Raw genomic sequence first — 21974 nt, 5'->3', positions numbered from 1 at the left:
TACACAATGAGTTCCAATTTGTTTTACAGCATTTTACGTAAAAAGTTTCCTTTTCAACCCACTGTAAAACAAGATGTATTCTTTGCTAAAATTGCAGAATTCATTGAAAGTACGGATAAAAACGAAATTTTTGTTCTTAAAGGATATGCCGGAACAGGAAAGACTACAGTCATTTCAACTATTGTAAATAATTTGGCTGAAGTAAAAAAGAAATACGTTTTGTTAGCTCCAACCGGACGTGCCGCAAAAGTTATTGCCAATTATTCCAACAAACCTGCATTTACAATTCACAAGAAGATTTATTTTCCTAAAAAAGCTTCAGGAGGAGGTGTTTCCTTCACCATGCAGACGAATAAGCATACCAATACCATTTTTATCGTTGATGAATCTTCCATGATTTCTGATGTGGATTCAGATTCTAAACTATATGAAAACGGTTCATTGCTTGATGATTTGATTTCGTATGTGTATTCCGGACAAAACTGCAAGATGATTCTCTTGGGGGATACCGCACAGCTGCCTCCTGTGAATCTCGATATTTCTCCTGCATTGAATACCGATTCGTTAAGTCTGAATTACGATAAAGAAATATATTCTATTGAATTGGATGAAGTAATGCGTCAGGAAGAAAATTCGGGTATTTTATACAATGCTACGGAATTACGCGAATTGTTAAAAGACAGCTTCATTACCGAATTCAAATTTAAACTTAAAGGATTTAAAGACATTATAAGGTTAACTGACGGATATGACATTCAAGATGCCATTAACCAAGCCTATAGTAATTATAGTATAGAAGATACAACGTTTATTGTTCGTTCTAATAAAAGAGCCAATCAGTACAACCAGCAAATACGATCTAAAATACTTGGTAAAGAAAGTGAACTTTCAGCCGGAGATTTATTAATGGTGGTGAAAAATAATTATTTTTGGTTAAAAGAGACTGATGAAGCGGGTTTTATTGCCAATGGAGACATCATTGAAGTTTTGGAAATACGTTCTATTAAAGAACTTTACGGATTTAAGTTTGCAGTTGTAAAAGTAAGAATGGTGGATTATCCCAATCAAAAACCTTTTGATACTATTTTATTGTTGGATACAATCATGAGCGAATCGCCATCATTGACGTATGATGAATCCAATAAACTATATCAAGAAGTAATGAAAGATTACGAAAATGAAACTGCTGCGTATCGTAAATTTTTAAAAGTGAAAAACAACGAATATTTCAATGCATTACAGGTTAAGTTTTCGTATGCAATAACTTGCCACAAATCACAGGGTGGCCAATGGAACACCGTTTTTATTGAACAGCCTTATTTACCAAATGATATTGACAGAGAATATGTCCGTTGGTTATATACCGCAATGACACGTGCAAAAGACAAGTTGTATTTGATTGGGTTTAAAGATGAGTTTTTTGAAAATTAAAACATATGGCAACCGAAACAATTCTAAGTATATTTTTAGGTCTTGGACTGGCAGCTTCTGCTGGATTCAGAGTCTTTTTGCCTTTATTTGCTTTAAGTCTGGCGTCACATTTTAATATAATCCCATTAAATGAAAGTTGGTTATGGGTAGGAGGAATGCCTGCGCTGATTACGTTAGGGATCGCAATGATTGCAGAAATTTCAGCGTATTATATTCCTTTCATAGATAATGTTTTGGATATAATAGCCACGCCGCTGGCAGCAATTGCCGGAACCGCAGCTATGGCATCTACCTTAATACATTTGGACCCAATGTTAACCTGGGGATTGGCCATTATTGCTGGTGGGGGAACCGCAACGGTAATGCAGGGAATGACCAGCGCCACCCGATTAGCGTCTTCAGTTAAAACAGCCGGAATAGGTAATCCTGTAGTATCAACCGCAGAAACAGGTACAGCACTTACTTTAAGTTCTTTGGCTATTTTTTTGCCAATAATAGCTTTGGTAGTTGTGGTGTTTATATTTGTTGTTGTTTTTTGGTTGTATAGAAAGTTTAGAAAATGATAGTTGAACCGCAAAGTAGCAAGGAAATTTTCGCAAGGTTCGCAAGATTTTAATAACGGACTTTAGCTAAACTTTGCGAACTTTGTGGTTAAAGAAATTAAATAGAATGAAAATAATCGCCGTTATACCAGCCCGTTATGCTTCTACTCGTTTTCCTGCTAAATTAATGCAGGATTTAGGAGGAAAAACAGTAATACTTCGCACCTATGAAGCAGCTATTACTACTCAATTGTTTGATGATGTGTTTGTAGTAACCGACTCCGATTTAATTTATAACGAAATTATTTCCAATGGAGGCAAAGCAATCATGAGTATCAAAGAGCATGAGAGCGGGAGCGACCGTATTGCTGAAGCAGTCGAAAACATGGATGTTGATGTGGTAATCAATGTGCAGGGAGATGAACCATTCATCAACGAAGAGCCTCTTAAAAAAGTCATCGAAGTGTTTAAAAATGATACTGATAAAAAAGTTGATTTGGCTTCTTTGATGTTTGAAATAAAAGATAAAACTGAAATCGAAAATCCTAATAATGTTAAAGTTATTGTGGACCAGCAAGGTTTTGCCTTGTATTTTTCACGTTCTGTAATTCCGTACCCAAGAGAGGAAAACGTTGGGGTTAGGTATATGAAACATATTGGGATTTATGCTTTTAGAAAAGAAGCCTTAATGGATTTTTATCGTTTACCTATGTTGTCATTAGAAGCTTCAGAAAAACTGGAACAGCTTCGTTATCTGGAATATGGTAAGCGCATCAAAATGATTGAAACCACTCATGGAAGTATTGGTATTGATACGAAAGAAGATTTGGAAAAAGCGAGGCTAATGTTGTAAAATTTAAAATGTGTAAGCAATATTAATTTATGCTTTTATTTTTTTGATTGAACAAAATAGAATCTCATATAATAGGTTAGCGAGGAATAATAACTCATATCAGTAATTTGTTCCATTATTTTTTTGTCTTTGAAAAATAATAGTTTTAGGTTTTTTCTTTCAAAGAATTGATTCAAAAAATCAATCAGTTTTTGATTTGTATAATACTCATTTTCAAATTCTGAAAATCCTTTTAATTCTTCGGGAAGACATCTTCTTCTTTTTATACCATTGCTTCCAGATATAATAGTAAAAGTTCCATCAGGCTTTATTTTTAAATTCAAATCAAACTCAAAGGTTGACTTAAATTTTTTCAAATTTAAAATCATATTAATCTCCTCTATTTCATTCGTGTTTAATTCATTTACTGTTATAAAACCAATTCTAATTTTAGCTGTTTTATTTAAACTATCAATTTCATTATCATCAATAATTGACTTTATCACTTTTTCTTTAGTATGCTGACTAAAAATGTTTAAAGAAAAAAACAATAATAGGATAAGAATATTCTTCATTGATTTATTTGGTTTTATATGACTAATTAGGTTCAAAAAATTACTCTTCATTTTCATGATCAAAATAGCCTTTCATTTTCATTTTTGTGGAAAAGAAATTCAAAAACAAAATCACAAACGATAAGAAAAACATCGATTGAATACTTACCAAGACTTTTCCAAATAATGTTATCGGGTGATAATCTCCATAACCAACAGAATTGGACGTGATTACACTAAAATAAATAGGTTCAAACCAATGTGTAAAAGGCTTGTTCATTTGATTGCCTATGGTATATAGTACAGCAAAAGCAATTATCATTTCTAAATAATTAAAAAACAATAAAAGCATAGAGCGACGATAGGAACGGGGTTTTGAAAATAAATCGGATGCAAAAATCAGCGTCGGGATATAAAAAAATGTCTCCAGTAATAAATACACCATAAGCCCTATAAGAGGAGTATTGATTTGCAGTCCAAAATATAAAATCGCTAAAGGGAAAAATACTTTAGTAAGGACATACAAATCCATCGCTATGTCTTCATATTCTGCACCAACTTTATAGGCTAGTTGTTTAATGTAGATTCCCGGAAATAATAACTGAGAAGATGATAACAGCAAGCGTACAATTTTTTCTATACCATTATCATCCTGATGGTCATTATTCCAAATGGCTTTAATATTTAAAATACGTTTTCTGATAGGGCTGTGTATAGACCTGTCTCTTTTGTAGTTTTTCCCAAGTAATAATTTTCTAATAAATAAATTCATTTGCTAATTAGGAAAAGTTCATTGTTTCCTTCTACCTGTGTTATTTTTTTAATTTCAGAAAAATAAATTCGTAATGCTTTTTCAAACTTAAGATTCCGTTCAAATTCATGGCTTAAAGTTACAATAGTATTGAATAGAATAATTCCCTTTTCAGAAAGAATTCTATTCAGGTTTCCAATAAAATCTTCCGAAAACAAAAAATCAGGCATAATTTTATCCTGAAATATATCGACTACAATGAAATCATAAATCTCATTAGTTTGCTCTACAAATTCATTAGCATCATTTTCAATCAAGTTCAGATTAGGGAAATCTTTTAATTTAAAATAATCGTTTGCTACTTTTATGATTTCAGAATCCAATTCAATTCCGGTTATTGTCCCTTTATAATCGAATTCCTTCTGAAGAACTTTTATCACACTGCCACCCGCAACGCCAAGAACCAAAGTGTTTTTTAAAGTATTTATTTTTTGCTTTCCAATGTTTTGCAAACCTATCTGCATAACACGTTCTAAGCTTCCATAGGAAAAATTCATGTTTTTTGAATCCAGCACTAATTGTCCGTTATTCCATGTAACTTCAATGTTCTCATTTATAGAAGAAGAGATTTGATATTCTTTTATTGGATAGAAATAACTCAAAAGTCGTTTGAATTTCATAAATTAGAGATAATAATAGTAAATATAATGCTATTTTTGACGAAACCTTACTTATGAAAAAAAGAATCTACCAGTTTATATTTTTTAAATTAATAGGATGGAAGATAGTTGGTGAATTTGACCAGTCAATCAAAAAATGTGTTATCCCGGTTGTACCGCACACCAGTTGGCACGATTTCTATATTGGATTGCTTACCCGTGGTTCGTTGGGATTGGAAATTAATTTTGTTGGAAAAAAAGAATTATTCGTATTTCCTTTTGGTTTATATTTTAAATGGGTAGGTGGTACACCTCTTAATCGGTTTAAAAATGAGAAAAAAGTAGATGCGATTGCTAAAATATTCTCGGAAAAAGAAACATTTCGTTTGGCAATTTCTCCTGAAGGAACCCGTAAAAAAGTAATAGAATGGAAGACAGGATTTTATTATATTGCACTTAAAGCAAATGTTCCAATAACACCAATAGGTTTTGACTGGAAAAACAAGCAGGTAATCATATTTCCAACATTGCAGCCCAGCGGAGATAAAGATGCTGATTTTAAAATTTTAGAAAATTATTTTGATGGCATAATAGGTAAAGTGCCTGAATATAGTTTTTCAAAAAAGTAAACGGTGAAAATTATCTCTTCTAAAACGATAAGCTTAAACCGGAAAAAAGAAATTCTTTCACTTTGGAATAATGAATATCCAGATAAACTGCAATATTCCAGCATTCAGGATTTCGATAATTATTTGAATTCGCTGAGTAATATTGAGCATTTTTTGTTAATCAACAATATTGATAAAGTAGTTGGCTGGGCCATGACTTTCGAAAGAGAAAATGAAAACTGGTTTGCTGTAATTATTGATAGTACGAAACAAGGTAAAGGGTATGGAAAATTACTTCTGGATGAATTAAAAAAAACAAAGCCTGTTTTGAATGGCTGGGTTATTGATCATGAAAATGATATTAAAACGAATGGAGAACCATATAAATCACCATTAGGATTTTATCTCAAAAACGGTTTTCAGGTATTAAATGATTTCAGAATTGAAAATGATAAAATAACTGCAGTAAAAATCAGGTGGAGTACTGTTTAATTCTTGTAACTCTTAAAAGTCCCGTCTTTAAAAAATATTACAATTCGTTCAATATTTTCGTGGTTGGAAAACGACTCATTCAAAATTTGCGTATTTGAAACTTTTTCGTCTTTAATCTCATCTACGCTTTTTTTCTCATCATCAGATATTGAGAACAAATTTGTCTCAGTATTAATTTCGGTATTATTTGAGTCTTGAATTGATGGAGTAGGCAGGGTTGAAAAATTTTTAGCTTTTGGAAATTCTCCTTCACCATTTAATATCCAATACAAATCAACTTCCGGGAATTCACTTACAATTTTAAGTATTAAATCCAAGCTGGGTTTGTTTCTGCCAGAGAGCAGGTGGGACAGACTTGAACGCTGTACACCTACTTTATCTGCAAAGGAAGAGGCGGTCAGATTGTAATAATCCAACACGATTTCCAGTCTTTTAATGAAGTCTTCCGTGTTTACCATTGTAAAATGTTTTGTGGTTTAGCAGTGATTTACAAATGTAAATAAAAAAGGCGGATGTACAAATTCATGAATTAAAAATATTCGGTTGTCTTGAAGTTATTATTTATCAAAAACAATTTAACATATTAATAATAAGTGATTTAAATTACATTTGCATGATGTTGTACTTTGTAGATTTTAAATAGTTACAAATGTGAATTACATTCCAAGTACTTTGTTTACAAAGGTAAAAGTAAAAATAATTTCAAATGTTTACATTTGTAAAAAATAACTTGTTTACATTTGTAAAAAGAATTGTTGAATGGATTTTGAAGCAGTTTTCAAAAAGTACAAAGAAGGTTCTATTGCCGGGAGATACATAACAAATAACCATATCGAACCGTTGCTTAAAAAATTATCTGATGATTTTAAGGTTGGTATTATTGGTCAGTCAGTAAAGGAAAAACCTATTTATTCGGTTAGATTTGGTAATGGAGAAAAAAAGATTTTCATGTGGTCTCAGATGCATGGAAATGAATCTACAACTACAAAAGCTTTGTTTGATTTATTTAATTTTTTAAGCTCAAATGAAGAAGATGCTAAGATTATTAAAGAGTCATTCACTTTATTGATTATACCTATATTAAATCCTGATGGTGCCGAAGCATATACAAGAGTAAATGCAAATGAAGTGGATTTAAACCGTGATTCGGTTGATTTATCACAGCCTGAGGCGCAATTGCTTCGTAAAGCCTTTGAAGATTTTAAACCTGATTATTGTTTTAATCTGCATGATCAGCGGACAATTTTCGCGGCGGGAGAAACCAGAAATCCAGCTACAGTTTCATTTTTATCACCTGCTTATGATGAGGAGAGGGAGTATAATGACTGCAGACTGAAAGCTGTTGATGTAATTGTGGCTATGAATGACGAATTACAGAAGCATATTCCAAATCAGATAGGCAGATTTGATGATTCTTTTAATTTAAATTGTATAGGTGACAGATTCCAGTCACTGGGTGTGCCTACAATTTTATTTGAAGCAGGACATTATCAAGACGACTATCAAAGAGAAGAAACCAGGAAATATATTTTTATATCTTATTTGACTGCTTTGAAAAGCATTTGTTCAAACGTTGTAGTAGAGAGAGACTTAGAAAGCTATTTGAATATTCCTCAAAATAAATCGCTATTTTTCGACTTTCTTTATAAAAATATCAAAATAAAAACCAATTCTTTAGATATTATTTCTAACTTTGCGGCTCATTATAGAGAAATCCTTGTAGACGGCAAAGTAAATTTTGAAGCTTATATTGTTGAAACCGGTGACTCTATAACTAATTTTGGTCATGTTGAATTTGACGGTAAAGGTGGTATTTATTCCGACAAATTAAATAATATACCGGAAATTAACAAAAAAGCTGATTTTTCTATAAACATTAACATAGAATTTGTTAATGGAATAAGAAAAAATTTATAATTTTAGACTTTAGTCTAATAATTTTGAATTTTCTTCGTTAAGATTTAAGAAAAATAATAATAAATAAACACAAATATAAATATGAGTAAGTTTCGATTAGATGAAGTAGATCACCAAATTCTTGATATGCTGATTGATAACACAAGAATTCCTTTTACTGACATAGCTAAAAAACTTTTAATTTCTGCGGGTACTGTTCACGTTCGTGTTAAAAAACTTGAAGATGCCGGTATTATTCAAGGTTCTTCTTTGACTTTAGATTATGAAAAACTTGGGTATTCGTTTATCGCTTACGTTGGAGTTTTCTTAAATAATACTTCACAAACTAAATTTGTTCTGGAAAGAATTAATGAAATACCTTATGTGACCGTTGCTCATGTTACCACAGGAAAGTTTAATATTTTTTGTAAAATACGGGCTAAAGACACTAAACATGCTAAAGATGTTATTTACATGATAGATGACATTGAAGGTGTGTACAGAACAGAAACCATGATTTCTCTTGACGAGAGTATCAATGATAAAAAAAGATTGATGCATACAATATTCAGAGAATTATAAAATATAAAGGCCTTTTAAGGCCTTTTTTTGTACTTTTAACTTACTACTAATTTAAATCAAATAAACCAATGAAGAATTTACAACCCGGTGAATTCGCGGAATACTACCTTAATTATATTAACCAAGTAAAATGTTTGGATATTGTAGAAGCTCTTGAAGAAAATCTTGATGAATTTGTTGATTTTATTCAGGATGATGTTCCGGAAAATAAGTATAAATATCGTTATCAGCCGGAAAAATGGTCTATACAGGAAGTTATTCAGCATATTATTGATACAGAAAGAATTTTTGCCTATAGAGCGTTACGTATTGCCCGTTTTGATCAAACGCCTTTACATGGTTTTGAGGAAAATGATTATGTAAAAGTATGTGAAGCTGACCGCCGTACAATGGAAGACTTGCTTCAGGAGTTTATTTTGGTACGTAAATCCAATATAAAATTGTTTGAAAGTTTTTCAGATGAAATGCTGGTTCACAAAGGAACAGCTTCAAATCATCCGGTTTCAGTCCGTGCCTTGGGATATATAATTGCCGGACACTGCATTCATCACCTCAATGTTATAAAAGAAAGGTATTTATAAAAAAAAGCAAGCTTAACGCTTGCTTTTTCTTTTTTTTATCTCTTTTAAAACGGCTCTGCTTTCGTAGTTTTCTACTATTAATTCTATAGGTTGATTTTTTGTTGTCTGTCCTTCGATAACATAAACTTTAGCACCTTTTCCGTTTTTAATATTGCTTCTGTCAAAATCAACATCACCGTAAGTCAGAGTGTTTTTAACATCCGTAGTATCAATCCATTTTTCAGCAAGTACTTTTGAAGCTTCATCGGAATAATGGAAAGATTTTGATCTTATATTATTTAAAACACGATCGTTGGGAAAGTAACTGCAACGTGATTTTTTTTGGTTTAATATGAAAAATAAAATTATACTGCCTCCTAAGACACCAAAAAGGTAATAGGCCAGTCTATGTGTGAAATTGCTCATTTAAATTTTTTCTGCAAAAATAAGAAACTCAAACCATTAAAACACTATCAAATTAATGTCACGGTATGTTAAATCAAACCATTCACCTATAGTTTTGTTGGTTAAAATTCCATGGTAAAAATAGACTCCGTTTTTTAAACCTGCATCGCAGCGAATAGCACTTTCAATTCCGCCGTCATCAGCTATCTGAAGTAGGTAAGGAGTGATAATGTTACTGATTGATAATGAAGCGGTTTTGGAATATCTCGAAGGGATATTTGGAACACAATAATGTACTACACCGTGTTTTACATAGGTTGGATTTTCATGTGTTGTCACTTCAGAAGTTTCAAAACATCCACCAGTATCAATACTTACATCTACAATGACTGATCCTTTTTTCATATGGCTCACCATATCATCTGTAACCACAACGGGTGTTCGGTATTTGCCCCGCATGGCGCCAATAGCTACATCACAGCGTCTAAGTGATTTAAGAAGTGTTTTGTTTTGTATAGTTGAAGTGAAAATCCGTTGCTGTAAATTATTCTGCAAACGGCGGAGTTTTGTAATTGAATTATCAAAAACCTTTACAGAAGCCCCTAATCCCAAAGCTGTCTTCACGGCATATTCCGCTACTGTGCCGGCTCCAAGAATAACCACTTCTGTTGGACGGACACCGGTAATGTTTCCAAATAACAGTCCGTTACCTCCTTTACCGCAAGTCATAAGCTCTGAAGCAACCAAGATAGATGCAGTTCCTGCTATTTCACTTAACGATTTGACAGCAGGAAAAGAATTGTCATCGTCTTTGATATATTCAAATGCTAAGGCTGTAATTTTTTTCTTTTTAAGTGACTCAAAATAATCCTTTTTACGGGTTTTTATCTGTAAAGCTGAAATTAAAATGGTTTGTGGATTCATCATTTCAATTTCCTCATTAGTTGGCGGTTCCACTTTAAGAATCATGGGACAGCCAAATACTTTTTTCGTGTCATTGGTAATTTCCGCACCGGCATCACTATAATCCTTGTCCGAATAACTTGCATTAACTCCGGCTCCTGCTTCTATCAATACACGGTGTCCATGACTGGTTATTGAATTTACCGCGTCTGGAGTAAGACAGATTCTGCGTTCCTGAAAAGAAGTTTCTTTAGGAATACCAATAAAAAGTTCACTTTTATGTTTAGCAACTTCCAGTTTTTCTTCCTGTGGAAGTAAATCTTTTTTGCTAAAAGGGGTAATGGCCATCATTTCTAGTTTGTTTGGCACAAATTACAAAAAAACTTTTATTTAAAAGCAGTTTGCCACGAATACACGAATGATTTTATGTCTTTATTACAGCTGTAAATAAAATTAAGCCATAAAATAGAAACTGCTGATGTGTTTAGGTTAATTCTAAAACTCTTTTTCCGTCTTCTGAAACGGAAATGGCAATAACAGAATGTTTTTCAGGAATTAAATCAGGGATGTTTTCAGCCCATTCAATAAAACACCAATTTCCGGAATAAAGATATTCATCAATACCCATGTCAAGTGCTTCAGTTTGCGATTTTAACCGGTACACATCAAAATGATAAACTAACTGATTGTCATTTGTTTCGTATTCGTTAACTAAACTAAAAGTAGGACTGCTGGTAGCATCATGAACTCCCAGAGCTTTACACAAAGTTTTAATCAAAGTAGTTTTACCGGCACCCATTTCGCCATTAAAAAGGATTACTTTTTCCGGATTTGAATTTATGATTTGCTGAGCAATTTTATCTATATCTTGTAAATAATATTCTAGTCTCATTGAGTTTTCTTCAATTCTTTATTGCAAAAATAGATTATTCCAATTGAATTTAGAAAAAATAGATAATAACCAATTTTGATTTGATTAATGTCTTCTAATAGACCATTTTTCAGAAAGAAGAAAATAAGTGATGATGTTATTAAAACTATATTAATTTTATTGAGGATATTAACAATCCTTAGTTTGCTCAAAAAGCTATAAATTAAAATGAATACAGAATTTATCATTATTAGAAAAAATGAAAGGATTCCATAAGAATCCACTTCATCTAAACTCTCATATATTTCCTCAAAAGTAATATTAGAATCATCAAACGTACTGTAAACTAATTCGTAAGCGTTATAAGTAACTTCTTTTCGGGTAATTATTATTCTTTTTTTATTCTCAATTTCATTTTCTTTTTCAAATTTCCTTAGTTCCTCTTCATTAAAATTATCTGAATTTGCATGTGTTGTTTTTGTGAAAGGTGCTTCTTCAATTGATTTATCTGAACACATTTGAAAAAATGGACAAAAAAAGATTAAAAAGGTAATCGACTTAAAAATCTAATAATTGCCTGATTATTCAACTGCATATTGCAAACTGTTACTGAAAACTATTACTTTTTAGGGCTAAGCACTAAAAACGGCACAATCATTTCTTCCAGCGAAATTCCACCATGCTGGTAGGTATTTCGGTAATAACTTGCATAATGATTGTAATTGTTTATATATGCCAGAAAATGATCGTTTTTTGCAAAAATATAAGAACTTGTCATGTTTACGGCAGGTAAACCGACTTTTTTAGGCTCTTTTATCGCAAAAACATCTTTTTGTTCAAATGTCAAACTTCTTCCTGTTTTATAACGTAAATTCAAACTGGTATTTTTATCCCCAATTACCTGAGAAGGATTTTTCACATTTATTGTTCCGTGATCGGTTGTTAAAATCAATTTGAATCCTAGACGTTGTGCCTGTTGAATGATATCCAGTAAAGGCGAGTTTTTAAACCAGCTTAAAGTTAAGGAGCGGTAAGCCTTGTCGTCTGCTGCAAGTTCTTTTACAACATCCATATCGGTTTTTGCGTGGGAAAGCATATCCACAAAGTTATACACTACAGCAACCAGTTTTTTGTCTTTTAAGCCTTTAAAATTTTCTGCCAATTTCTTTCCATTTGCAAAATTGGTAACTTTAAAATATTCATGCGGAATATCTATGCGTAAACGTTTTAATTGTTCCGTTAAAAATTCGGCTTCGAATAAATTTTTACCACCCTCATCCACATCATTTTTCCAATACTGCGGATACATTTTTTCCATCTCGGTTGGTAACAATCCTGAAAATAATGCATTACGCGCATATTGCGTTGCTGTAGGCAATATGGCATAGTAGGGTGTTTCAGCTTCTAATTTGTAATGGTTTGAAACGACTGATTCAAATGCTTTCCATTGGTCGTATCTCAGGTTGTCAATCACTACGAAAAGTACGTTGTCTTCTTTACGCAATTCAGGAACAACCAGTTTTTTGAAGACTTCATGCGACTGAATAGGTTTATCAGCATTTGGAGTGAACCAATCTTCATAATTTTTTTCTATAAATTTCCCAAACTGTGAATTCGCTTCAGTCTTTTGAGATTCTAGGATTTGAAACATGTTCTGATCGTCTATGTTTTCAAGTTCCATTTCCCAAAACATTAATTTTTTGTACAAATCGATCCATTCTTCATAAGAATTCACCATTGCCATATCCATTGCAATTTTTCTAAATTCTTTTTGATAGTCTAGTGTCGTTTTTTCAGATATCAAACGTGAATGATCTAAGTTTTTCTTTAAACTAAGAAGGATTTGGTTTGGATTCACGGGTTTTATCAAATAATCAGCTATTTTTGAACCAATAGCTTCTTCCATGATATATTCCTCTTCACTTTTTGTAATCATAATTACAGGAACCGAGGATTTTTTTTCTTTTATTTCAGAAAGTGTTTCCAGTCCTGACATACCAGGCATGTTTTCGTCTAAAAAAACAATATCAAAATTGTCTTCCTGGAACATATCAACCGCATCACGACCGTTATTACATGTAGTGACTTGATAATTTTTCTTTTCTAAGAATAATATATGTGGTTTTAATAAATCAATTTCGTCGTCAACCCAAAGTATTTTCATGGTTTCAGTTATTTTGTTACTTATGTTTTAAAAATGGCACTGCTAAAATCATTGGCAATTTACTATTTAAAAAACACCAGATTCATAAAATTATTATAAAAAATATGCAGTTTTTTTAGTATAAGAATATATATTTGGTTGCAAATTCAAACACACAAATGAAAAACAACACTTTAACAATATTATTTTCAGGAATAATACTTTTAACTTCAAGCTGTAAAAAAGAACAGGATTTTGTTCCTAATGCACTTGATGTACTTGTTACAAATAGAGATACAACGGCAAGTATTTCAGATGATTTTTTTACTTACGCCAACGGAGGGTGGTTCAAAAAGAATCCAATTCCAGCTTCTGAACGAAGCAATGGAATTTTTAGAACTATTGGGGATACCATTAATAGTCAAATCAAGCAAATCTGCGAAAAATCTGCAAAAGAAAATGCCGAAAAAGGAACAAACAAGCAAAAAATAGGTGATTTCTATTCATCAGGTATGGATACAATCCAAATTGACAAGCTAGGGGTAAAACCTTTGAAAGCTGAATTGGCTAAAATAGATGCAGTCAAAGATATTCCAGGCTTATTAAATGAAATAGCCCATTTACACACTATAGGTGCCAGTCCTGCTTTTAATTTTTACCTTGGTCAGGATGATAAAATAAGCACTAAATATGCTTTGTTTTTTAGCCAAGGTGGTTTAGGGATGGGGAACAGGGATTATTATTTTAATTCTGATAAAGAAACAGTAAAGATCAGAACAGAATATGTCAAGCATTTAGAAGCGATGTCAAAATTGATGGGTATTTCGGCTGATATTGCAAAAAAGAATGCTCAGGTAATTATGAAATTGGAGACCGAATTGGCTCAAAATTCAAGAAAATTAGAAGATTTGAGAGACCCTTTACACAATTATAACAAAATGTCTCTAGTTAAGTTTAAAGCTTTAACGCCTTCAATTTCATGGGAAAAGATTTTACCTGTTATGAAAGTAAGTAAAGCCGATTCAGTGATTGTTGGTCAGCCTGAATTTTTCAAAGCTTTAGATAAAACAATTAAATCATATTCAATTGAGGATTGGAAAACTTATCTGAAATGGGATTTAATCAATTCGTATGTTTCTTATTTGAGTTCTGATTTTGAAAAACAAAATTTTTACTTTTTCTCAACAGTAATGAATGGAGTAAAAGAACAAAAGCCAAGATGGAAAAGGGTAGTAGAGCAAACAGATAATTCTTTAGGTGAACTGATTGGTCAGGTATATGTTGATGAATACTTACCGGAAGGAACCAAAGGAAAATTATTGGAAATAGGTAATAATATTCGTGATGTTTATGCTGAACGTATTAAAAACCTTGATTGGATGAGTGCTGAAACGAAGAAAAAAGCATTAAACAAGCTTTCCAAAATTGTAATGAAAGTAGGCTATCCTGACAAATGGAAAGATATGTCATCAGTAACTATTGATAAATCTGGTTATTTGTCCAATGTAATGGCGGTGATCAAATGGGCTTATGATGATATGATCAAAAAGTATGGCAAACCTGTAGACAGAACAGAGTGGGGAATGTATCCTCAAACGTATAATGCTTATTATAATCCAAGCAACAACGAAATTTGCGTTCCTGCATGTAATATTATAGTTCCGGGTTTTGAAGGGCGCATGCCTGATGATGCAGTTTTATATGGAATCATTGGAGGATCAACTTTCGGACATGAAATTACTCATGGTTTTGACGATCAGGGCAGTCAGTATGATGAAAAAGGAAATTTAAACAATTGGTGGACCGCTGATGATTTAAAAAAATTCAAAGCCAAAACTAAGGCTATTGTTGCACAATACAGTAAATATGAAGCATTGCCGGGTAAATATGTTAATGGAGACGCAACTCAAGGCGAAAACATAGCCGATTTAGGAGGTGTTATAATGGGGTATGAAGCGTTTAAAAAAACGTCTCAGTTTAAAAATAATCAGAAAATAGCTGGTTTAACACCTAATCAGAGGTTTTTCTTAGCTTATGGTTATGCCTGGATGGTAAATGTAAAACCTGAATCTCTTGCACAGCAATTAATTGTTGATGTTCATTCTCCGGCCCGTTACAGAATTAATGGCCCGTTGAGTAATATTGACGAGTTTTATAAAACATTCAGCATAAAAGAAACAGGAAAAATGTTTATTCCTAAAAAAGATAGAATAGTAATATGGTAATTTTAAAAACCTGATTGTTTTGTTAACTGTCAGGTTTTTTTATCTTTGTTAGCCTAAATTCAATTTTGTGAGTAGTACAAACAAACTCAAGATTTTCAATGATCCTATTTATGGTTTTATAACCATTCCTAATCCATTCATATACGATTTAATACAGCATCCTTATTTTCAGCGTTTACGCAGGATTTCACAGATGGGATTATCGTATTTAGTTTATCCGGGAGCAAATCACACCCGATTTCATCATGCTTTAGGTTGTTTGCATATCATGCAAAAAGCAGTAAGTGTGCTTCGTTTTAAAAATGTGCAAATTTCCGAAGAGGAAGAAAATGCTTTGTATGTGGCTATTTTACTCCATGATATAGGACACGGTCCTTTTTCTCATGCCATGGAACATAGTATAGTTGAAGATGTGCACCACGAAGAAATCTCTTTATTGTTTATGAATAAACTTAATAAGGAGTTTGATGGAAAATTAAGCTTGGCTATTCAGATTTTTAAAGGGGAATACCATAGGAAATTCATGTTGCAATTGGTTTCAAGTCAGTTGGATATGGATCGAATGGATTATTTAAAACGAGATAGTTTTTACAGTGGTGTAGAAGAGGGAAAAATCAATTCGGACCGTTTGATTCAGATGATGAATGTTGTTGATGATGTTTTGGTGATTGAAGAAAAAGGAATTTATTCTGTTGAAAAATTCCTGATGGCCAGAAGGCTGATGTATTGGCAGGTTTATCTGCATAAAACAAGTTTGGTTGCTGAGGAAATATTGACAAGAATTCTAAAAAGAGCCAAAGAATTATATCAGAAAGGAACTGAAATAGAATGCAGTAAACCATTGCATTTCTTTATTCAAAACAAAATTTCTCTGGATGATTTTACCGATGAAATTTTAAATGAGTTTGCAAAATTAGACGATACAGATATAATAGGAGCAATAAAAAACTGGCAATATCACAGCGATTATACTTTAAGTGAATTAAGCAGAATAATTATAAACCGTGATTTACTTAAAATTCAAATGGGGGAGGAAAAATTTTCTTCTGAATTGATTGCTAAACTTGCCGAAGATTTTGCTTTAGAGAAAAATATTTCGGCTAATGAGGCAAAGTATTTTGTCTTTAAGGGTAAAATAAAAAATCAGGCATACAGTAAAATTGCAGAACCTATACGAATTTTACAAAAAGACGGTTATTTAGAGGATGTTGCCGTTTTATCGGACCAATTATCACTAAAAGCATTATCCAAACAAGTAACCAAGTATTATTTGTGTTACCCAAAACAACTTAATAAAAGTTAAAATTTCACTAAAAATTTATACTTTTGCAGGAATATGAAATTTACGGCTGAGCAAATAGCAGGTATTTTAGAAGGTGAGGTAGTAGGTAATCCTAACGCTGAAGTCTCTAAATTATCAAAAATTGAAGAAGGTGTGGAAGGGTCGCTTACTTTTTTAGCTAACCCTAAGTACATTAATTATATCTACGAGACAAAGGCTACTATTACTATAGTCAACAAAACCTTTGAACCTGAAAATGATATTTCAACAACTTTGATAAAGGTTGAGGATGCTTACAAATCGTTTTCTAAATTATTAGAATTTTATAACCAAATAAAATACAACAAAACAGGAATTGAAATTCCTTGTGTTTTGTCTGAATCAGCTAAACATGGCGAGAATTTTTATCTTGGTGCTTTTAGTTACGTAGGTGAAAATGTTGTTATTGGTGATAATGTAAAGATTTATCCTAATTCATTTATTGGTGATAATGTTGTTATTGGTGATAATACCATGATTTTTTCTGGGGCAAAGATTTATTCAGAATCAGTAATTGGCAACAATTGTACTATTCATTCTGGAGCAGTTATCGGAGCTGACGGGTTTGGTTTTGCACCGGATGAAAACGGGGAATACAGTAAAGTGCCTCAAATAGGTAATGTGATTATCGAAGATAATGTTGATATTGGCTCTTGTACCACTATAGATAGAGCTACTTTAGGTTCGACAATAATCCGAAGAGGAGTGAAATTAGATAACCAAATCCAAATTGCACACAATGTTGAGATTGGGAAAAATACAGTAATCGCATCACAAACAGGTGTTGCGGGTTCCACTAAAATCGGTGAAAACTGTATGATTGGCGGTCAGGTTGGAATTGTCGGACATATTACAATTGGTAACAGAGTCAGAATCCAGGCACAATCCGGTATCAGTAGAAGTTTGAAAGATGATGAAGTAGTGCAGGGAAGTCCGGCTTTAGCGTACAGCGATTTTAATAAATCGTATGTGCACTTTAAGAACTTACCAAAAATTGTTTCAGAAATAACAGAACTAAAAAAGAAAAATAATTAATTATGGTTAAGCAAAAAACCATCAAAGCAGAAATCACCTTAAAAGGTGTAGGACTTCACACAGGTAAAGAAGTTACAATGACTTTTAAACCGGCACCGGTAAATAACGGTTTTACTTTCGTTCGTGTAGATTTAGAAGGTCAGCCAATCATTGAAGCTGATGCAACATATGTTGTTAATACACAAAGAGGGACAAATCTTGAAAAACTTGGAGTTATGATTCAAACTCCAGAGCACGTTTTAGCGGCACTTGTGGGAAGTGATTTAGATAACGTAATTATTGAATTAGATGCTTCAGAACTTCCTATTATGGACGGTTCTTCAAAATATTTTATTGAAGCAATTGAGAAAGTAGGTGTGCAGGAACAAGACGCAGAGCGTTTCGTATATGTTGTAAAAGACGTTATATCTTATACAGATGAAGCAACCGGCAGTGAAATTACTGTAATACCATCGGAAGAATATTGTGTTACAGCAATGGTGGATTTTGGTACTAAAGTTTTGGGAACGCAAAATGCTTCAATGAAAAGCATTTCTGAATTTAAAAATGAAATTGCTGATTGCCGTACATTCAGTTTTTTACACGAATTGGAAATGCTTTTAGAACATGGTTTGATAAAAGGAGGAGATTTAAACAATGCAATTGTTTATGTTGACAAGGAATTGTCTCCTGAAACTATGGATAAATTAAAAGTAGCTTTTGGTAAAGATACAATTTCTGTAACGCCTAACGGTGTCTTGGATAATCTTACTCTGCATCATCCTAACGAAGCAGCCCGTCACAAACTCCTTGATGTGATTGGTGATTTAGCTTTAATCGGAACAAAAATCAAAGGTAAGGTAATTGCCAACAAACCGGGACATTTTGTAAATACGCAGTTTGCCAAGAAAATTGCAAAAATTATTAAAAACGAACAGCGTAATAATGTTCCCGCTTATGATTTGAATAAGGAGCCATTAATGGATATCCACAAAATCATGGCAATGCTGCCGCACAGACCTCCGTTCTTATTGGTAGACCGAATTCTTGAAATGACTGATTCTCAGGTGGTAGGTCTTAAAAATGTTACTATGAATGAAGATTTCTTCGTAGGACATTTCCCCGGAGCGCCGGTTATGCCGGGAGTTTTGATTGTTGAAGCAATGGCTCAAACAGGAGGAATCTTAATTTTAAGTACAGTACCGGATCCGGAAAACTACTTAACGTATTTCATGAAAATTGATAATGTTAAGTTTAAGCATAAAGTTTTACCAGGTGATACATTAATTTTCAAACTGGAATTATTGTCGCCTATCAGAAGAGGAATTTGTCATATGCAGGGGTATGCTTTTGCAAATGGTAAATTAGTAGCAGAAGCTGAGCTTATGGCTCAAATTGTTAAAAATCAATAAGTAAAAGATGAATCAACCTTTAGCATATGTACATCCTGGCGCTAAGATTGCAAAAAATGTAGTAATAGAGCCGTTTACAACAATTCATAATAACGTAGTTATTGGTGAAGGAACTTGGATAGGTTCTAATGTAACAATAATGGAAGGGGCGCGTATAGGTAAAAATTGCAACATTTTTCCTGGAGCAGTTATCTCTGCGGTGCCGCAAGATTTGAAATTCGGAGGTGAAGAATCACTTGCCGTAATTGGTGATAATACTACTATCCGTGAGTGTGTTACGATTAACAGAGGAACAATCGCTTCGGGTCAGACAACTATTGGAAACAATTGTTTAATCATGGCTACAGCCCACATTGCCCACGATTGCCATATAGGCAATAATGCTATTGTAGTAAACGGAGTGGCATTAGCCGGACATGTTACTGTTGGTAATCACGCTATTATTGGAGGATTGGCAGCTGTGCATCAGTTTATTTCAATTGGTGACCATGCTATGATTTCCGGCGGGTCATTAGTGCGTAAAGATGTACCGCCTTATACTAAAGCAGCAAAAGAACCTTTATCTTATGTTGGGATTAATTCGGTTGGTTTGAGACGCAGAGGTTTCACAACTGATAAAATCAGAGAGATTCAGGATATTTACAGAATTTTATACCAAAAAAATTATAATACTTCTCAAGCATTAGCCATCATTGAAGCAGAAATGACTGCAACGCCTGAAAGAGATGAAATACTGGATTTTATCAGAAATTCATCAAGAGGTATTATGAAAGGTTACACAGGAAGTATTTAATATAAATTAGAAATAGATTACAATGGCAAGTACTGCAGACATTAGAAACGGATTATGTATTAAATTTAATCACGATATTTTTAAAATCGTTGAGTTCTTACACGTTAAACCTGGTAAAGGGCCGGCTTTTGTTAGAACAAAACTGAAATCATTAACTTCAGGAAAAGTTTTAGACAACACTTTTTCTGCCGGACATAAAATTGATGTTGTACGTGTGGAAACACATACTTTCCAATATTTATACGCAGAAGGAAATGATTTTCATTTCATGAATAATGAAACATTTGAACAAATTACCTTGAACAAAGATATTTTAGATGCTCCTGATTTATTAAAAGAAGGAACTAACGTAATGGTTCAAATCAATACTGAAACTGATTTACCGCTTTCTGTAGATATGCCGGCATCTATTGTTTTAGAAGTTACATACGCAGAGCCAGGAGTAAAAGGTAACACAGCTACAAATGCTACAAAACCTGCAACTGTTGAAACAGGTGCTCAAATTAACGTACCTTTGTTTATCAATGAAGGTGATAAAATTAAAATCGACACCGCTACAGGTGCATACATGGAGCGCGTAAAAGAATAATGAAGTTTTCGCAACAACATACTTTAAAGGAAATTGCATCAATCATAAACTCAGAGTTTGTGGGTGATGCAGATTTCCCTGTTTTAGGCATGAATGAAATTCACGTGGTAGAACCTGGTGATATCGTTTTTGTCGATCATCCCAAATACTACGAAAAAGCTTTACAATCGGATGCTACAATAGTTTTAATCAACAAAAAAGTAGATTGTCCTGAAGGTAAAGCATTGTTGATTTCTGATGACCCATTCAGAGATTTCAATATACTTACCAAACATTTCAGACCTTTCAAATCATCAAATTCCGCTATTGCCGAATCTGCTAAGATAGGAGAGGAAACCATCATTCAACCTAATTGTTTTATTGGAAACAATGTAAGCATTGGAAAAAATTGCTTGATTCATTCCAATGTTTCTGTTTATGATAATACCGTGATAGGTGATAATGTGATAATTCATTCAGGAACTATTTTAGGTGCAGATGCATTCTACTATAAAAAACGCCCTGATGGTTTTGATCAGTTATTATCCGGAGGCAGAGTTGTGATTGAAGATAATGTTGGTATTGGTGCGCTTTGTACTATTGACAAAGGAGTAACGGGTGATACTACAATAGGAGCAGGGACAAAAATTGACAATCAGGTACATGTTGGTCATGATACTGTTATTGGAAAGAAATGTCTAATTGCATCTCAGACAGGTATTGCCGGTTGTGTGGTAATTGAAGATGAAGTTACTTTATGGGGTCAGGTTGGTACAACCAGCGGTATCAAAATTGGGTCTAAAGCTGTTGTAATGGGACAAACAGGAGTGACTAAATCTATTGATGGAGGGAAAACGTATTTTGGTACACCTGTAGAAGAATCCCGTGAGAAATTAAAGCAGTTGGCACACATTAAAAAAATCCCAGAAATTCTCAATAAACTCAATCAAAATGAAGGTTAGAAAATTTATCAAAGAAATTTATGAATCTGACGCTTTATACAATGCTGATTTATTAGAACAGTATATTCATCCTGAAATTACTTTGGAATGGTACAGCAGTAAAGGCTTTCTTGTTATGAAAAAGAAAGATATTTTGCTGTTGGCTAAGGAATTAGAACGTACCTATAAATCTATGCGTTCTGAAATTTCTCACATCATTAAAGATGACAATAAAGTTACTGTCCGTTACAAACACTTTGGTAAAACAATAGAAAACCCGGCAGAAGAAATTTTGTTGGCTTCATTTATTGTGATTTGGGAAATAAAAGATGATAAACTTTATCAGGGTTATCAAATGAGCCAATTATATTAATTTTCAAATTTTAAGCAGAATATTCTTTTGAAAATAATTTTAAAGTACGTCTAAAAAACTTACTTTTGCGTCACAAAATTTATACATAACAAACAATA

At 32.9% G+C, this 21974-nt stretch carries 25 protein-coding genes; 16 read left to right on the top strand and 9 right to left on the bottom strand.

Annotated features, from left to right (window positions below; genetic code table 11):
• Positions 1–6: 6 nt before the first annotated feature.
• The 3 genes from EZM65_RS00825 (at position 7) to kdsB (ending at position 2826) form a co-directional block, all read left to right on the top strand.
• Positions 7–1431: an ATP-dependent RecD-like DNA helicase gene (locus tag EZM65_RS00825; RefSeq protein ID WP_136666620.1), complete on the top strand. Its 1425-nt coding sequence runs from the start codon at positions 7–9 to the stop codon at positions 1429–1431.
• 5 nt (positions 1432–1436) lie between these two features.
• Positions 1437–1994: a DUF4126 domain-containing protein gene (locus EZM65_RS00820; RefSeq protein ID WP_136666619.1), complete on the top strand. Its 558-nt coding sequence runs from the start codon at positions 1437–1439 to the stop codon at positions 1992–1994.
• A gap of 106 nt (positions 1995–2100) precedes the next feature.
• Positions 2101–2826, top strand: a complete 726-nt coding sequence (gene kdsB, locus EZM65_RS00815) for a 3-deoxy-manno-octulosonate cytidylyltransferase (protein WP_136666618.1) — start codon at positions 2101–2103, stop codon at positions 2824–2826.
• Positions 2827–2861: 35 nt separating this feature from the next.
• Here kdsB and EZM65_RS00810 read toward each other — a convergent pair whose 3' ends face one another.
• The 3 genes from EZM65_RS00810 to EZM65_RS00800 are packed head-to-tail and all read right to left on the bottom strand — an operon-like array spanning position 2862 to position 4790.
• Complete coding sequence (locus tag EZM65_RS00810; protein ID WP_136666617.1) at positions 2862–3380, bottom strand: hypothetical protein; 519 nt, start codon at positions 3378–3380, stop codon at positions 2862–2864.
• Between the two features lie 40 nt (positions 3381–3420).
• Positions 3421–4131, bottom strand: coding sequence for a potassium channel family protein (locus tag EZM65_RS00805; protein ID WP_136666616.1), 711 nt, complete (start codon positions 4129–4131; stop codon positions 3421–3423).
• Positions 4128–4790, bottom strand: coding sequence for a spermidine synthase (locus EZM65_RS00800; protein ID WP_136666615.1), 663 nt, complete (start codon positions 4788–4790; stop codon positions 4128–4130). Before EZM65_RS00800 ends, EZM65_RS00805 begins: the two co-directional genes overlap by 4 nt.
• A 53-nt stretch (positions 4791–4843) precedes the next feature.
• On the opposite strand from EZM65_RS00800, the gene EZM65_RS00795 reads away from it, so the two are divergent.
• The gene (locus EZM65_RS00795) at positions 4844–5398 is read left to right on the top strand and encodes a 1-acyl-sn-glycerol-3-phosphate acyltransferase (RefSeq protein ID WP_136666614.1); all 555 of its coding nucleotides are present in this window, start codon (positions 4844–4846) and stop codon (positions 5396–5398) included.
• 3 nt (positions 5399–5401) lie between these two features.
• Positions 5402–5869, top strand: a complete 468-nt coding sequence (locus EZM65_RS00790; RefSeq protein WP_136666613.1) for a GNAT family N-acetyltransferase — start codon at positions 5402–5404, stop codon at positions 5867–5869.
• Here EZM65_RS00790 and EZM65_RS00785 read toward each other — a convergent pair.
• On the bottom strand, positions 5866–6327 hold the full coding sequence (locus EZM65_RS00785) for a helix-turn-helix transcriptional regulator (protein ID WP_136666612.1): 462 nt from the start codon (positions 6325–6327) through the stop codon (positions 5866–5868). The two genes, EZM65_RS00790 and EZM65_RS00785, sit on opposite strands and share 4 nt — an antisense overlap.
• Before the next feature lie 301 nt (positions 6328–6628).
• Here EZM65_RS00785 and EZM65_RS00780 point away from each other — a divergent pair, with 301 nt between their 5' ends.
• From EZM65_RS00780 to EZM65_RS00770, 3 genes are all read left to right on the top strand, one after another.
• Positions 6629–7786 (top strand): M14 metallopeptidase family protein, encoded by a 1158-nt coding sequence (locus EZM65_RS00780; protein ID WP_136666611.1) that lies wholly within the window; start codon positions 6629–6631, stop codon positions 7784–7786.
• 81 nt (positions 7787–7867) lie between these two features.
• Positions 7868–8347, top strand: a complete 480-nt coding sequence (locus EZM65_RS00775; RefSeq protein ID WP_136666610.1) for an Lrp/AsnC family transcriptional regulator — start codon at positions 7868–7870, stop codon at positions 8345–8347.
• Positions 8348–8415: 68 nt separating this feature from the next.
• Positions 8416–8928: a DinB family protein gene (locus EZM65_RS00770; protein WP_136666609.1), complete on the top strand. Its 513-nt coding sequence runs from the start codon at positions 8416–8418 to the stop codon at positions 8926–8928.
• Positions 8929–8940: 12 nt separating this feature from the next.
• On the opposite strand, the gene EZM65_RS00765 is transcribed toward EZM65_RS00770, so the two are convergent.
• The 5 genes from EZM65_RS00765 to EZM65_RS00745 all read right to left on the bottom strand — a co-directional run bounded on the left by EZM65_RS00765 (position 8941) and on the right by EZM65_RS00745 (position 13250).
• Positions 8941–9333, bottom strand: coding sequence for a DUF4258 domain-containing protein (locus tag EZM65_RS00765; RefSeq protein ID WP_136666608.1), 393 nt, complete (start codon positions 9331–9333; stop codon positions 8941–8943).
• Positions 9334–9369: 36 nt separating this feature from the next.
• Positions 9370–10563 carry an alanine dehydrogenase gene (locus EZM65_RS00760; RefSeq protein ID WP_136667145.1) on the bottom strand — a complete coding sequence of 398 codons (1194 nt, stop codon included), beginning with the start codon at positions 10561–10563 and terminating at the stop codon, positions 9370–9372.
• A gap of 136 nt (positions 10564–10699) precedes the next feature.
• Positions 10700–11107 (bottom strand): tRNA (adenosine(37)-N6)-threonylcarbamoyltransferase complex ATPase subunit type 1 TsaE, encoded by a 408-nt coding sequence (gene tsaE / locus EZM65_RS00755; RefSeq protein WP_136666607.1) that lies wholly within the window; start codon positions 11105–11107, stop codon positions 10700–10702.
• Entirely contained in the window at positions 11104–11604 is a 501-nt protein-coding gene (locus EZM65_RS00750) for a hypothetical protein (protein WP_136666606.1), read from the bottom strand. The genes tsaE and EZM65_RS00750 overlap by 4 nt, the downstream gene beginning before the upstream one ends.
• 101 nt (positions 11605–11705) lie before the next feature.
• On the bottom strand, positions 11706–13250 hold the full coding sequence (locus EZM65_RS00745; RefSeq protein WP_136666605.1) for a bifunctional response regulator/alkaline phosphatase family protein: 1545 nt from the start codon (positions 13248–13250) through the stop codon (positions 11706–11708).
• A gap of 158 nt (positions 13251–13408) precedes the next feature.
• Between EZM65_RS00745 and EZM65_RS00740 the strand changes: the two genes are divergently transcribed.
• The 8 genes from EZM65_RS00740 to EZM65_RS00705 all read left to right on the top strand — a co-directional run bounded on the left by EZM65_RS00740 (position 13409) and on the right by EZM65_RS00705 (position 21876).
• Positions 13409–15454, top strand: a complete 2046-nt coding sequence (locus EZM65_RS00740; RefSeq protein WP_136666604.1) for a M13 family metallopeptidase — start codon at positions 13409–13411, stop codon at positions 15452–15454.
• Between the two features lie 67 nt (positions 15455–15521).
• Positions 15522–16757 carry an HD domain-containing protein gene (locus EZM65_RS00735; RefSeq protein WP_136666603.1) on the top strand — a complete coding sequence of 412 codons (1236 nt, stop codon included), beginning with the start codon at positions 15522–15524 and terminating at the stop codon, positions 16755–16757.
• 33 nt (positions 16758–16790) lie between these two features.
• Complete coding sequence (gene lpxD / locus EZM65_RS00730; protein WP_136666602.1) at positions 16791–17810, top strand: UDP-3-O-(3-hydroxymyristoyl)glucosamine N-acyltransferase; 1020 nt, start codon at positions 16791–16793, stop codon at positions 17808–17810.
• A 2-nt stretch (positions 17811–17812) separates the two neighbouring features.
• Positions 17813–19201: a bifunctional UDP-3-O-[3-hydroxymyristoyl] N-acetylglucosamine deacetylase/3-hydroxyacyl-ACP dehydratase gene (locus EZM65_RS00725; RefSeq protein ID WP_136666601.1), complete on the top strand. Its 1389-nt coding sequence runs from the start codon at positions 17813–17815 to the stop codon at positions 19199–19201.
• 7 nt (positions 19202–19208) lie between these two features.
• On the top strand, positions 19209–19994 hold the full coding sequence (lpxA, locus tag EZM65_RS00720; protein WP_136666600.1) for an acyl-ACP--UDP-N-acetylglucosamine O-acyltransferase: 786 nt from the start codon (positions 19209–19211) through the stop codon (positions 19992–19994).
• Between the two features lie 22 nt (positions 19995–20016).
• Positions 20017–20583: an elongation factor P gene (gene efp / locus EZM65_RS00715; RefSeq protein WP_136666599.1), complete on the top strand. Its 567-nt coding sequence runs from the start codon at positions 20017–20019 to the stop codon at positions 20581–20583.
• Positions 20583–21524 carry a UDP-3-O-(3-hydroxymyristoyl)glucosamine N-acyltransferase gene (locus EZM65_RS00710; RefSeq protein ID WP_136666598.1) on the top strand — a complete coding sequence of 314 codons (942 nt, stop codon included), beginning with the start codon at positions 20583–20585 and terminating at the stop codon, positions 21522–21524. The genes efp and EZM65_RS00710 overlap by 1 nt, the downstream gene beginning before the upstream one ends.
• On the top strand, positions 21514–21876 hold the full coding sequence (locus EZM65_RS00705) for a nuclear transport factor 2 family protein (protein WP_136666597.1): 363 nt from the start codon (positions 21514–21516) through the stop codon (positions 21874–21876). Before EZM65_RS00710 ends, EZM65_RS00705 begins: the two co-directional genes overlap by 11 nt.
• Positions 21877–21974 lie beyond the last annotated feature (98 nt).

The sequence above is a fragment of the Flavobacterium sp. H122 genome, from assembly GCF_004959765.1.
GTDB lineage: Bacteria > Bacteroidota > Bacteroidia > Flavobacteriales > Flavobacteriaceae > Flavobacterium.
The sequence above is the reverse complement of the archived record's forward strand: the minus strand, read 5'-3'. Positions and strand labels throughout refer to the sequence as shown.